This is a genomic window from Acidimicrobiales bacterium, assembly GCA_036491125.1.
Taxonomy (GTDB): Bacteria; Actinomycetota; Acidimicrobiia; order Acidimicrobiales; family AC-9; genus AC-9.
The window spans coordinates 1-12,352 of the sequence record DASXCO010000209.1 but is presented as its reverse complement, the minus strand read 5'-3'; the positions used below and the strand labels follow the sequence as shown (position 1 = coordinate 12,352).

General features: G+C 66.3%; 13 protein-coding genes. 6 read left to right on the top strand and 7 right to left on the bottom strand.

What is annotated here, in order from left to right; all coding sequences use genetic code 11:
• Both VGF64_16820 and VGF64_16815 read left to right on the top strand, forming a co-directional pair.
• Positions 1–262 (top strand): hypothetical protein (locus VGF64_16820; protein ID HEY1636424.1); only part of this gene is annotated, 262 nt, incomplete at its 5' end.
• A gap of 49 nt (positions 263–311) precedes the next feature.
• Entirely contained in the window at positions 312–947 is a 636-nt protein-coding gene (locus VGF64_16815; protein HEY1636423.1) for a hypothetical protein, read from the top strand.
• On the opposite strand, the gene VGF64_16810 is transcribed toward VGF64_16815, so the two are convergent.
• The 3 genes from VGF64_16810 to VGF64_16800 form a co-directional block, all read right to left on the bottom strand.
• Positions 917–1,678, bottom strand: a complete 762-nt coding sequence (locus VGF64_16810; GenBank protein ID HEY1636422.1) for a GAF and ANTAR domain-containing protein — start codon at positions 1,676–1,678, stop codon at positions 917–919. The genes VGF64_16815 and VGF64_16810 overlap by 31 nt on opposite strands.
• A gap of 99 nt (positions 1,679–1,777) precedes the next feature.
• Positions 1,778–2,440 carry an ANTAR domain-containing protein gene (locus VGF64_16805; protein ID HEY1636421.1) on the bottom strand — a complete coding sequence of 221 codons (663 nt, stop codon included), beginning with the start codon at positions 2,438–2,440 and terminating at the stop codon, positions 1,778–1,780.
• A gap of 637 nt (positions 2,441–3,077) precedes the next feature.
• The gene (locus VGF64_16800; protein HEY1636420.1) at positions 3,078–3,341 is read right to left on the bottom strand and encodes a hypothetical protein; all 264 of its coding nucleotides are present in this window, start codon (positions 3,339–3,341) and stop codon (positions 3,078–3,080) included.
• Positions 3,342–4,404: 1,063 nt separating this feature from the next.
• Between VGF64_16800 and VGF64_16795 the strand changes: the two genes are divergently transcribed.
• From VGF64_16795 to VGF64_16785, 3 genes are all read left to right on the top strand, one after another.
• Entirely contained in the window at positions 4,405–5,229 is an 825-nt protein-coding gene (locus tag VGF64_16795; GenBank protein HEY1636419.1) for an alpha/beta hydrolase, read from the top strand.
• A gap of 74 nt (positions 5,230–5,303) precedes the next feature.
• Positions 5,304–6,161, top strand: a complete 858-nt coding sequence (locus VGF64_16790; GenBank protein HEY1636418.1) for an alpha/beta hydrolase — start codon at positions 5,304–5,306, stop codon at positions 6,159–6,161.
• Positions 6,162–7,053: 892 nt separating this feature from the next.
• Complete coding sequence (locus VGF64_16785) at positions 7,054–7,815, top strand: hypothetical protein (GenBank protein HEY1636417.1); 762 nt, start codon at positions 7,054–7,056, stop codon at positions 7,813–7,815.
• Positions 7,816–8,165: 350 nt separating this feature from the next.
• On the opposite strand, the gene VGF64_16780 is transcribed toward VGF64_16785, so the two are convergent.
• Genes VGF64_16780 through VGF64_16770 form a run of 3 tightly spaced genes read right to left on the bottom strand, consistent with a single transcriptional unit; the run spans position 8,166 to position 10,450 of the window.
• The gene (locus tag VGF64_16780) at positions 8,166–8,618 is read right to left on the bottom strand and encodes a universal stress protein (protein HEY1636416.1); all 453 of its coding nucleotides are present in this window, start codon (positions 8,616–8,618) and stop codon (positions 8,166–8,168) included.
• A 27-nt stretch (positions 8,619–8,645) separates the two neighbouring features.
• Complete coding sequence (locus VGF64_16775; GenBank protein ID HEY1636415.1) at positions 8,646–10,247, bottom strand: MFS transporter; 1,602 nt, start codon at positions 10,245–10,247, stop codon at positions 8,646–8,648.
• A 23-nt stretch (positions 10,248–10,270) separates the two neighbouring features.
• A complete protein-coding gene (locus VGF64_16770) occupies positions 10,271–10,450 on the bottom strand; it encodes a hypothetical protein (protein HEY1636414.1) in 180 nt (59 codons plus the stop codon).
• A gap of 286 nt (positions 10,451–10,736) precedes the next feature.
• Between VGF64_16770 and VGF64_16765 the strand changes: the two genes are divergently transcribed.
• Entirely contained in the window at positions 10,737–10,988 is a 252-nt protein-coding gene (locus VGF64_16765) for a hypothetical protein (GenBank protein ID HEY1636413.1), read from the top strand.
• 87 nt (positions 10,989–11,075) lie between these two features.
• On the opposite strand, the gene VGF64_16760 is transcribed toward VGF64_16765, so the two are convergent.
• Positions 11,076–12,173, bottom strand: a complete 1,098-nt coding sequence (locus tag VGF64_16760; GenBank protein ID HEY1636412.1) for a hypothetical protein — start codon at positions 12,171–12,173, stop codon at positions 11,076–11,078.
• Positions 12,174–12,352: the final 179 nt, after the last annotated feature.

Sequence of the window (12,352 nt, the reverse complement as noted above, 5' to 3'; positions counted from 1 at the left end):
CAAGATCGTCGACATCCAGCTCACCCAGCTCGACCGCCGCCTGGCCGACCGTCGCATCGGCCTGGAGGTGACCGACGCCGCCCGGTCGTGGCTGGCCCACCGGGGCTACGACCCCGTCTACGGGGCCCGACCCCTCAAGCGACTGATCCAGCGCGAGATCGGGGATCGCCTGGCCATCGGCCTTCTCGAGGGTCGCTACAGCGAAGGCGACGCCGTTCTGGTCGACGTCCAGGGCGACGAGCTCGTGGTCGTCAAGCGATGAGGAGAGGCGCCATGACCTCCCAGGTGACGGGGCGAGAAGGAAGCTAGCCGTGGCCATCACCCCGATCGAGGGTCGTTGTCGTGCGTGTCAGAACGAGCTCCTGCTCGCCGAGGTCGCGGAGCTCGGCACAGGTGAGTGCCCGCGCTGCCGGCGGCCTCTCAGTCCTGACTGGACACCTCTCCTGCTGGAGGAGTCTCGCCAGGCCGACCGGCTCCAAGACCGGTTCGTCGGATCACTGCACCGCCTGGTGAACCTGCCTGGCAACCTCGAGCTCTTCCCCAATTCAGTGCTCCGCAACCTCTTCGAGGAGGTGGGCTGGGACCAGGTCCTGGCCGCGGAGCCGGACGTGCTGCGCGGACAGGTCGAGCTCTTGCGCAATGAGGTCGAAGCCTGGGCGGAGCTCACTCCCGACGACGGTCGGCGAGGTGCCGACAGCATCGGCAGAGCTCTCCAGAGCCTGGCCGGTCGGTTGCGGGCGGCGGCTAAGGCTCGACACGAGGAAGAGACGGCGAGCCGGGTGGCCGCTACCGAAGCGGCCGAGGAGGCCCTGGAAGCAGCGGGACGCCTCGATGTCACGGCTCGAGAGCTCGTCGCCGGTCGGGCTGACCCCGCCGAGGTCCACCGACAGCTCGACGCTGCCGAGGCGGCTATCCCTCAGGAGACCTCCGCTCGTGACGCCACCTGATCATCGGCTGCCGGAGGTGCGGCGGGCGCCTGCAATCCGTCCGCGACGCCGTGCACTTGGGTCGACCTGACGATGCCGTGAGCCACGTCTCGCAGCGTGCGATGAGTCCGGACCGACGTCCGGCGCAACGCGGCGAAGGCCTGATCGGGCCCAACGCGGTGGCGCTCCATGAGCACGCCCTCGGCCTGTCCGATGAGGTCCCGGCTCCCAAGAGCATCGCGCAGGTGTCGGTTGAAGAGACCGGCAGCCGCATATGACACCGCGTTGGCCACCAGCACGGCCGAGTGATCAGCCATCGCCTCGGCGATCCGCCGTGTCCGATCGTCGAAGCCCGCGGGATGGGAGGTGAAGACACACAGAGCGCCGAGGACCCTGTCACCACCGCGCAGAGGGATCGCCCGCACGGCCACGAACCGGTCGTCGGCAGCAGCCTTGGCCAACTCAGGCCAATGCTCGGCGATGTTTGCCCAAGGGACCTCGACGGGCCGCTGTTCCTGCATGGCGACAAGGGCTGGACCGGAACGCGATTGGGCCTGGCTGAGTCGTTGGGAGCTGTCCGAGTTGACGCTCGTGGTCTCGAGCCCCCCGGTGCGCACCACCGACAGGGTCGTCGCATCCACCTTCTGGATGGCGCACGTCACGAGGGAGACGATCAGGCCGAGGACGGTCTCGAGACTGTTGTCGGCCAATAGCACGTTCCCGAGCTGGTCGATCGCGTCGTCGACATGCAAGGCAACCGAACCTAGGTAGCCTCCACGGCCGATACAACCCCAGTATGGGGGAGACCTCTCCCCCTATGGATGTGGGTGGTTCAGCGATGGTGCGCCTATTCAGGCTGGTCGGCGCGTGCTCGGCGCCGACTCGGTAACCCCCTTGGCGACGTCTCGCAGCTTTCTGTGCGTCGTCTGTGATTCGTGACGCAGACGATCGAAGGCCTCGTTGTCGCCACACCCGTGGCGCTCCATCAGGATGCCCTTCGCCCGCCCGATGAGACCCCGACTGGCGAGGGCCTCGCCGAGGTGGCGGTTGAGCAGGTCGGCACTGGTGAATGCGATGGCATTGGCGAGCACCACCGCGGCACGATCGGCGAGGAGCGCTGCCGCCACACGTGTGTCGTCGTCGAACCCCTGGCGATGACGGGAAAAGAGGCTCAGTGAACCAATCACCCGGTCCGGCGTGCGGAGCGGGAGGGCGAGCACCGCCCCAAACCCGCCCTCTGTGGCGACCTGAGCGAACTCGGGCCAGCGCCTGCTCGTGGCAGGCACCGTCGCATCGACAGTCTCGGCCTCTCTCATCGCCACAAGACAGGGACCCCGCTGTAAGCGGGACTGAACCTCATCGAGCTCCCGGCAGTTGTCGAACGCCCCCACGGTCTCCAGGCCCGAGGATCGGAGCACCATGGCGTCCGTGGCGTCCGTCCCCGGAAGGGCCGCGGTCGCCAAGCACACGACGAGCCGAAGCACCGCCTCCAGGCTCTCGTCGTCGAAACGCAACGAGGCCAAGCGTCTGTAGGCCTCCGGAATTCCCAAAGGGCCGCCATTGCCGTTCTCCGCAATCTCCCCGGATGGCCAGGCCCGATCCTGGCCGTGATGACCCGCCGCTCCCCCCCAGACGACGGGCCTGTCGTTCGGCACGATCGTTCCTTGTCCCGCCGTTGACGCCTGCAACGGCGCTAATGACCAGTGAGTTCTCTACCCAGTCAGGGCGATGATGATGCACGAGAGTTGCGAGCGCCCGCCTCGCGTTGCCCTCCCCCTCTTGCCCCGGAAAGGAGATGACCGCCAAGGTCGCGGCCTGAAGCACGCCAGGTTGGATGCTCGCCGGGGTGGCGACTGCTTCGGTATCGCTGGGGCCTAGCACACTCAGCGAAGCCAGCCCACCAGTCGTCCGACCTTTCAGCCGTCATGCCGATTCTGGGCACCGATACGGATCGCCGAGCGAGGAACGCATGGAGGTCGTCCGCGGCAAGGGCTCAAACGCAGCTGGTAGCGACGGTGGACCCTTGCAAGCCCCTGCGCGTTGAGTCGCTCCTTCTGCATCGCTGCCCGTGTTGAACTCACCGCGGGGACGAGATTCTCGAGTACCAAGTGACCTTGCTATTGGGCGGTCAGGCGGCAACGAGCCCGGCGGCTACTCGGCACCGACGACTTGGAAGCTCTGGTTGACGAAGACGTGGTGGGGCCAGTTGACGCCTATGTAGTGGACGTTGTACTCGCCGTTGCCCAGCTGCACTACACGGTCCACGACGCCTCCCGGGTAGGCGGCCAGCGCAGCTTCCGTCGCCTTGTTCGCTGCCGTTCCGCTGACAATTGTCCCCGACCCTTGACTGAAGTCCGCCGGGATCTGACCGACCTGCTTGGACGTGGTCGGTGCGCCGCGCTGGAAGGGGATCACGCTTGCTGCCGAGGAAGTCGCAGATCCGCCGCCAGTCTGTTGCACGATGACCTGCGTGGCCGTGATGGTCGTTCCGTTGGTCGTCCCAAGTACAAGTACGGGTTCTCCCGTTGCAATGGCACTCGCCGAGGTCGAGTTCGCTCCCTTCTGATATGTGGTGGAGGACGTCTCGTTGACGGTCACCTTCTGACTCGCTGAGGTCGACAATGTGAAGCTCGACGTGGACAGGCTTCCGACCGTGCCGGATGCTCCCCCTGCGGCCGGTCCAGACCGAGCGTTGGATCCCCCGCCTCCAGGTGCGAGACCGCTGGCGACGCCGGTGCTGGGGGCGGATTGCGCTGGTGTTCCTGAGAGGGACGTGGCGAGACCGGCGGAGAGTCCGATCGCTGCGAGCAACACCGCCGCAGCTATCGTCCATCTCCTTCTTCTGTTCGACAGGAATCGCCGTACCGTCTGCCGGCGTCCTTGCATGGCCATGGTCACCGATGCCGACGAGTCTGGCGAAGAGGTTGGCGGAGGAGGGGGCCCGGTGCCGGCGTCGCCCGAGCTTCCACCTACCGACGGCCCTGACGTTTCGTTCGATACGGGGCGGCCGGGAAGAGCCTCGTGAAGGCCTGTTGGTTCGTGATCTTCCATGATGGCGCTCCTGTTACTCACGCAGCTGCGCACAGAGTGCCAGCCGCTCATGTGAGCCGTCTGAGGGCCGCCTTTGACGCGAGTATGACTATTGCGAACCCTCCTACGTCTGATGCCGAGAAGCTCGTCTGGGCGCTGGCGGGCTTCGCGGTCCCGGCGCGGTCGTCCGACAGATGATCGCCTTGCCAGTGTCGCGATTGGCCTCGTGCTCGCACTGACCATGGTCGAGCTGTTCGAGGAGCAGCAGCCACGACCCTCGTAGGGCGGCGACCCAAATGGGCCGAGTGCTCCCATATGTGTCGCCACGCCCGACCTCGGCGCTGACCTACAGGGGCCGCTAGCTTGAGCCCAGTCCCAAGAGCGGCCGGCCCCCTCGGGCCTCCTGGCGTCGTCGACCACTCACCGCAGCGCCAACGGAGGAAGCCCGATGAGCACGATCACCACGGCCGACGGCACCGAGATCTTCTACAAGGACTGGGGGTCGGGCCAAACGATCGTGTTCAGTCACGGCTGGCCGCTTTCGGCTGACGACTGGGACACCCAGATGCTGTTCTTCCTGCACCATGGCTATCGGGTCATTGCCCACGACCGGCGTGGTCACGGACGCTCCTCGCAGACCGGCGATGGTCACGACATGGACCACTACGCCGATGACCTGGCAGCGCTGGCCGCACATCTCGATCTCCGCGACGCCGTTCACGTCGGCCACTCGACCGGTGGCGGTGAAGTCGTCCGCTACGTCGGCCGGCACGGCGAAAGCCGCGTCGCCAAAGCGGTGCTCATCAGTTCAGTGCCGCCACTCATGGTGCAGACCGACGCCAACCCCGGCGGGCTGCCGAAGAGCGTGTTCGACGATCTGCAGGCCCAGCTGGCCGCCAATAGGTCCGAGTTCTACCGGGCCCTGCCGTCAGGACCCTTCTACGGCTTCAACCGGCCCGGCATCGAGCCCTCGGAGGCGATCATCGAGAACTGGTGGCGGCAGGGGATGATGGGTGGAGCGAAAGCACACTACGACGGCATCGTTGCCTTCTCTCAGACCGATTTCACCGAGGACCTCAAGAAGATAGGTGTGCCCGTGCTGGTGATGCACGGAGATGACGACCAGATCGTTCCCTACGCCGACTCCGGCCCGCTGTCCGCGCAGCTTGTCAAGAACGGGACGCTGAAGACCTACTCGGGATTTCCACACGGCATGCCGACCACCCAAGCCGAGACGATCAACGCCGATCTACTGGCCTTCATCAGGGCCTGAGCCCACCGCGGCGTCAACCACTAACCAGACCCCGAGACCTAGCGCCTCGGCCACCCAACAGGGAGCGAAACGATATGGCAGTCACCAGTGAAGACCCAATCACAGAACACGAAGAAGAGCAGATCAATGAGGCCAATGCGTCAGGACTCAGGCCGGTCGTGTTCGTCCACGGCCTCTGGTTGCTGCCGACCAGCTGGGACCGGTGGCGGGGGGTCTTCCAGGAGTCGGGCTACACGACCTTGGCGCCCGCATGGCCCGACGACCCCAACACGGTCAAGGAGGCCAACGAGCACCCCGAGGTGTTCGCCCACAAGACGGTGGGGCAGGTGGCCGACCACGTCGAGGACGTGATCCGCAAGCTTGACAAGAAGCCGGCGATCATCGGGCACTCGTTCGGCGGGTTGCTCGTGCAGATTCTCGCCGGCCGTGGGTTGGCCGATGCCACCGTGGCAATCGATCCAGGGCCGTTCCGCGGCGTTCTTCCGCTTCCGCTCTCTGCGCTCAAGTCGGCATCGCCGGTGATCGGCAACCCCGCCAACCACCGCCGTGCGGTCCCGCTCACCTACGAGCAGTTCCGCTTCGGCTTCGCCAACGCGGTCAGCGAGGACGAAGCGAAGGAGCTATACGACACCTATGCAGTGCCGGCCTCTGGCGTGCCGCTCTTCCAGGCCGCTACCGCGAACCTCAATCCGTGGACCGAGGCCAAGGTGGACACCAAGAACCCCGAGCGTGGACCGCTGCTGATCGTCTCCGGCGAGAAGGACAACACGGTGCCCTGGGCCATTGCGAATGCCTCCTACAAGAAGCAGCAGCGGAACCAGGGCGTGACCGAGATCGTCGAGATGCCCAACCGCGGCCACGCCCTCGTGATCGACAGCGGCTGGCGAGACGTCGCCGATACGGCCCTCACTTTCGTCAAGCGATTCGTGTAGGGGTCCGGCGGCACTGACGCGCACTTTGGGATCCGCGTAGCGCCGGGCGAAGCCAGAGGAGTCAGGCGCCACAAAGTTTTTCGGGCCCTCCGTAGCCTGCATGACTCGAAACCCCGTCGAGTGGTGTCCTCGGCGTGGTTTCGTGGCCTCGCCGCAGCACTTGAGCCCGAACCACATCATCGACTTCGACGAGAACGACCACGCCTCAAAGTGCCGGTAGGCGACGGTAGAGCTGTCGCGGGAGCGTGAGCAAGAGATTGCGATCGCGCCGTCTTCCTCACCGGATCGGTGGCCGCCGCTGGGGCATGGGCAGCAGGACTGCTCGCCAGCCTCGCTGTGCAGCCATGGGCCTGGGTTTAGCAGGTGGGGGAGTGGGCGGATCTCAACCGCGTCGCCGGTTCTTCGCAGAGGTCCTGGTGGACACAGATTGGAGACCCACCTGAAGGATCTCGGCGGACCGAACGACATTGGCGGACGATTGAGCGTGGAAAGCCCTGATCAGGGCGACCCATACCGACGCAGCGGACTGCACCGACGGGCGTCAGGAGCTTGAGGGTTCAGTGCCTGAGGTCGTTCGAAGATGCGGCCACAGGTAGGGCGCTCGGCTCGAAGGCCACATCGCCCTCGCGCAGACGGTCCAACGGCTTCAGTGTCGATAGGTTCAGCCGCCCCGAGAGTATATAGTATATCCATCGCAGCATGGGCGACGAGACGACGACATGGTCAGGGGGAAGCAATCCCGACGGCTACTTCGTTCCGCCGGGGTAGGCATTCGCCAAGCCACGGCTTCGCTGACGGGCAACGTCTGGCACTGGAGAGAGTAATTTTGCAGAGATGGTCATCGGAGGTGTGTTCGCGTGTATCAGCTCGCGGCAGGGACGGCTGGGCTGACATGACCTATCCGCCAAAGCAGCATCTGCTGCGCGACCTGCATGTCCTGAACTGGCTCGAAGACCCTGATCACGGCGTGGCGGAGTTCGATATCACCGACGCCATGCGCGATTCATCCGGACAGGTTTCAGTGGGAGCACTTATCACTCTCGCCGATATCGCTTGCAGCCGCGTGGCGCTCTCTGTTGCTGCGCCGGACTTTGTCGCCACACTGGACCTGTCGGTCACCACGGGTGCGCGGCCCGCGGAGGGGCGGGTGAGAACCGACGCACGACTGCTCCGGGCAGGATCCAAGGTCGTATCAATCGACGGCGATGTCGATGCCGTGGGGCCGATTACAGGATCGTTCGTGCGCATCCCGAATGAGGCATCTCTCGTGAGCCGGGTGCCCGCGATCGGCGTACGATCCCGGCTCGACCACGTGGGGCCGCTGCTCACGGGCTCAATAACCGATCGCATGGGAATGCGAGTCACTGCCGATGCGGCAGAGCTCGATCAGAGTGACTACGTCGGCAACAGCTTCGGCACGATCAACGGCGGCGCTCTCGGGTTCCTCGTTGCCGCCGCCGCCGAGGCAGTCATCGGAGAGACAGCCACCGATATCACGATCCGCTATCTCGATCAAACAAAGGTCGGTCCGGCGAGAGCTACCACTTCCATCGTCCGACGGAGCGCCGGGCATGCCATCGCCGACGTGATCGTCCGTGATATCGGTGCCGGCGGCGTGCCGCTTGCTCGCGCACTTGTGGGGGCGACCACCTAGAGAAATCGCGACCTCCAGTTACGACCGCAGTCGAGTGCGGTCGCCTACGCGGGGACACTAGGGGTCACTTCTCCGATGGCCGGGAAGAGCCTGGTGTCCCCACGACGCGGTGCTCGCCCCGCGGATCGCCGTAATCGTGACCGCCGGCAATCTGCTCAGCCGGACCAGGATGTCGAGCCACGGATGGAAGCCGGTAGGCCCGGCCGCTAGCGAGTTGCCGCACGTGCGGTTATCACCGGTGATGTCGTCGTGCGCCAGGAAGTAGTTGGGGTCGGCCGATACTCGTCAAACCCGGCCGACTGTGACTGAAACGTGGAACTGCCCAAGGTTGGCCAAGGCATGCGACTCCTTTAGTCACGGCGATGGGCGATGAGCACGACGCGTCGCGAGTGCGCTGCGACAGCCTCGGCGACGCTGCCGATCAGCACGTCGGCGAGCCCACTGCGACCGTGGGAGCCGAGCACGATGAGGCTCGAGTCCTGCTCGTCGGCGACCTCGACGATGCCCTTCCAGGTGGGCGCAGCCTCTTTCGCCATGCTCTGAGTTGCGAATCCCGCCGCCTGGGCCAGCGATGCTCCTTGAGCGGCGGTCTGCTCGGCTGCGGCCCTGACCTCATCGACTGCGGCGGCGTCCATCTTGAGCTCGCGGGGCGGAGTGAAGCCGACGTTGTAGGGCTGCCAGACGGTCAGAACCAGTGCCTGGCGGCTGGGACGCAGCTGGCGCCCAGCCTCCGCGATCGCTGCCTTGGCCAGATCCGAGCCGTCATAGGCGAGCACAACGGGGCCGTTCCCATCGCTCGCCATCTCAGCCCTGTTCCTTGGGCTGCCGCATCAGCTTGGCTGCTCCGTCCGGCTCGCGCCCACGGCATCAGGTACTGGTGACTGCGAGCTGGGTGGCGGCCGGCACACGGCGCTGAGCGAGCGTAGTAGCCGACGACTCCGAACGTCGTCATCGGCTACGCGCTGAGGGGGCGCCGCCTCGGTCGATGGCCCGCGGACGGCAGCTAGCAGTCGTGGTGAGTCCCAGGCAGGCCCTTCTCCGGCCAGCCACCGCTCGAACGCCGGTGTGGGCGGGCGAACCCGGCCGAGGGCGTAGAGGGAGACTCCGGCCACCGCACCGCCGGCGGAGATCGCGAAGCAGATCCACAGAGCGATGGTCGTGCCCGCGCTCAGACTGCTGCCAACCGTTACCGCCAGGTACGACAGGACGGGTGCGATCATGAACGCCGCCACGGCACGCAGCAACTCCACGATGGCGAACACCCGCTGCACGCCCGAGGACCACACCGAGAAGCCGACGAGGTAGAGCGCCGGGGTCACCGAGGACCCCACGCCGACCCCGATCAACCCCGAGCCGACCAGGGTGAGGATAGCTGTCGGCGGGATGATGCGGCTGATCACGACGATGCCTGCGCTGAGCAGGATGATCCCGGCCAGGACGAAGTAGTGCAGGCCCCGCCTGCGGAAGACGAGCCCGAACACGATCGCGCTGATCACCGCGCCGCCGAACTCAGGCAGAAAGAGCAGCCCTACGTGTAGGGGCGTGTACCGCTGCGGTAGGACCGCCCCGCTGAGCACGATCGCCGACACTGAGGCCGCCGCCGCAGACATCGCCACGAGGATCCCCGTAGTTGGAAGCGTGCTGACCAGCGGGCGCACCTGCAACAGCCCGCACATGCCGCCATACTCAGCTACCAGGAGAAGGACGATCAACGCCAGTCCGCCGATGAGCGGTCCGAGGGTCAAAGGGTCGAGAAAACGGTGGGTGAGCAGCTCAGAGGCGCCAAAGAAGGCGGCCACGCAACCGCCGCCGGCGAGCCCGAGGGCGAGCGGATCGACTGGCGCGCTCCGGTCAGCCGGCGGGGCATCGACGAAGGTCAGCAGCGACAGCACCAGCGCAACGACGGCGATCCCGGCCACGATCCAGAACAGGGGTCGCCAGGCATGCCCTGAGGCCTGGACGCCACCGACCACCGGCCCCAAGGCGACGGCGCCGAAGATGCACAGATTCAGAACGATCGCCGTCCAGCGCGCCTTGGAGACCGGGTAGCCGATGATCAGCGGCGGAAGAGCGGCGATCAACAGGAGGCTCGTGCACAGTCCCTGCAGCACGTGGCCGGCGATGAACGCTCCCGACGTGGTGGCCGAGGCCGCGAGCACCGATCCGATCACCAACAGCACGCCGTAGACGAGCAGCATCCGCCGCTGCGGGAGGCGCAAGGCGAGTTGGACGGCGAGCACGGTGCCGATCGCATACGCGGCGTTGGCCATGCCCAAGGACAGGCTCATGGTCTGCGGGCTCATGTGCAGCTGCCTGGCGATGATGGGCGCCAACGGCTGGAGGGCCGCCGACAGCACCAGGTACGGGACGAGGGCGGAGACGACCATCGCCGCCACCACGGGATAGCGGCCTGCCAGCGGACCCTGTCGCATCAGTCGAGACGGTACTCGAAGGTCTAGCCGATGGGGAAGATACCGACGACGACGTTTCCGCGACGACGATCGAGCGTCTGGTCCGGGGTGCCGGTTTCGACCCGTTGAAGGCTGGAGACCTCGATGCCGCTGGCCGAATTGAGGCGCCCGGCGGTAACCTTCACCAGTTCGGCCTCAAGGGCGAAGTCGTCGATCTCGACCAAGGGCGCGCCGCTCTGGCAGGCGGCGGATGATGGAAGTCTTCGGTGCGTCGAATCAGCAGAGTCTGCCTCTACCGGCCGACTCACGGATCGGCGAGGGAGAGCGCTCGATCGCCGTTGGGGTGATTCCGGGCGTCGATGAGGTGGCCTTCGTGGAGCACGCGCTGAACGCCACGGCCAACTGCCCTGTCAGCCCGGCCCTCAGGGTCCCGGAGGTAAACCTGGTGGCGACTCTCGACAGTATCGTGAGGTTGTCGATGGTGGGACGTGATGGAGGGAGAGCATCAGCGTGAAGGTCGCTATCGCCGGTGGGCACGGGAAGATCGCACTCCGGCTCACCCGCCTGCTGGTGGTCCGCGGAAGCGACGTCCTCGGCTTGATTCGTAACCCGACGACGCCCTTCAGCGCCCCGGTGCCACGAGATGATGTCGCCAGTGTCCTCGCCTCCTTGGTCACCGACTCGCGCAGCGCGGGCCAAATCCTGTACCTGAGTTCAGGATCGACCCCGATCGACGAGGCGCTCGACAACCTGCTCCGCTGACCGGCCATGCCGCTGGCGCGAACTCAGAGAACGTCGTTGGGGTCGCGCGTGAGCTACCCCTTCCCAACTCGAGATGGACTCCGAAACCTACCGGCTCTCGCCGCGAGCAAGGGTATCGGGCCGGGGGACCTCCGGGATCCGCAGGTAGTCGGCCAGCCACGGCCCGGTCACGCTGGCCGGCGATTGCGCGACCTCCTCAGGTGTCCCGGTCGCCAGGATGTGCCCACCATCGGGGCCGCCACCTGGCCCCATGTCGATGAGGTGGTCGGCAGCCGCGAGCAGGTCCAGGTCGTGGTCGACAACTAGGATCGTGGCCCCGGCCTCCAGCAGTCGGTCGAACACGCCGATCAGTGTGGCCACGTCGAGTGGGTGCAGTCCGGTTGACGGCTCGTCAAAGACATACAGCGCGCTGCGCTGGCTGCTACGTAGCCGAGACGCGATGCGCAACCGCTGGGACTCGCCGCCGGACAGCGAGGGCGTGGGCTCGCCGAGTCGCAAGTAACCCAGGCCAACCTCTGCGATCGGCCTCAGCGCAGTCGCGACCAAAGATCGGTCACCGAAGTGCTCCAGTGCGTCGAGAACGCTGAGGCCGAGCACGTCCGCGATGGTCAGGCCGTCGATTCGGACTGCGAGGGTGTCGTCGTTGAAGCGGGCGCCGCGGCAGGTCGGGCACTGGACACTGATGTCGGGCAGGTACTGGACGTCGAGGTCAATATGACCAAGTCCCCGGCACGTCGGGCACTGGCCCTCGCGGGTGTTGAACGAGAAGTGGCCTGGCTTCCGACGCCGGCGGCGGGCGTAAGCGGACTCGGCAAACACACGGCGGACCTGGTCGAAGGCCCCGGAGTAGGTCGCGGGTGTCGACCGGGCGTTCTGGCCGATCGGCGAGGCGTCGATCTCGACGACCTGCCGGATTCCTCCGAGTTCAAGGCGGCGGACGTGGCGGGGCTGGGCCGACCCACTCAGCCGGGCTCGCGCTGCCGGGATGAGGCTGTCCAGGACGAGAGCGGTCTTTCCCGCCCCGGACGGCCCGGCCACCGCGGTCAGCCGCTGTATGGGGAAGTTGGCGCTCAGGTCATGCAGGTTGTAGAGGTCGCCGACTTCGATGGCGATCTGCCCGGAGAGCTCGGGCGGCGCCGGGCGAATACGGCGGACCGCTGCGGCTCCGGCCAGGAACGGGCCCATTATCGAGCGCGGGTCCGCTTCAAGTTGGCCGGGGGTGCCTCCGCTCTTGGTCAGAAGCGATTCTCAATCGTCGACTGCGGGGCGTTCCGGAGCAATGAGGATCGGGCGTCGGGTATGCGACGCCAGAGTGTGAGAGACGCTGCCAAGCAGAGTGCTACGTAGAACGCCCCGACCCCGTT

Excerpts from the sequence above, each read along its gene's own strand:
- VGF64_16795 (HEY1636419.1), top strand. The coding sequence starts at position 4,405 with ATGAGCACGATCACCACGGCCGACGGCACCGAGATCTTCTACAAGGAC.
- VGF64_16790 (HEY1636418.1), top strand. The coding sequence starts at position 5,304 with ATGGCAGTCACCAGTGAAGACCCAATCACAGAACACGAAGAAGAGCAG.
- VGF64_16775 (HEY1636415.1), bottom strand. The coding sequence starts at position 10,247 with ATGCGACAGGGTCCGCTGGCAGGCCGCTATCCCGTGGTGGCGGCGATG.
- VGF64_16785 (HEY1636417.1), top strand. The coding sequence starts at position 7,054 with ATGACCTATCCGCCAAAGCAGCATCTGCTGCGCGACCTGCATGTCCTG.
- VGF64_16760 (HEY1636412.1), bottom strand. The coding sequence starts at position 12,173 with ATGGGCCCGTTCCTGGCCGGAGCCGCAGCGGTCCGCCGTATTCGCCCG.
- VGF64_16780 (HEY1636416.1), bottom strand. The coding sequence starts at position 8,618 with ATGGCGAGCGATGGGAACGGCCCCGTTGTGCTCGCCTATGACGGCTCG.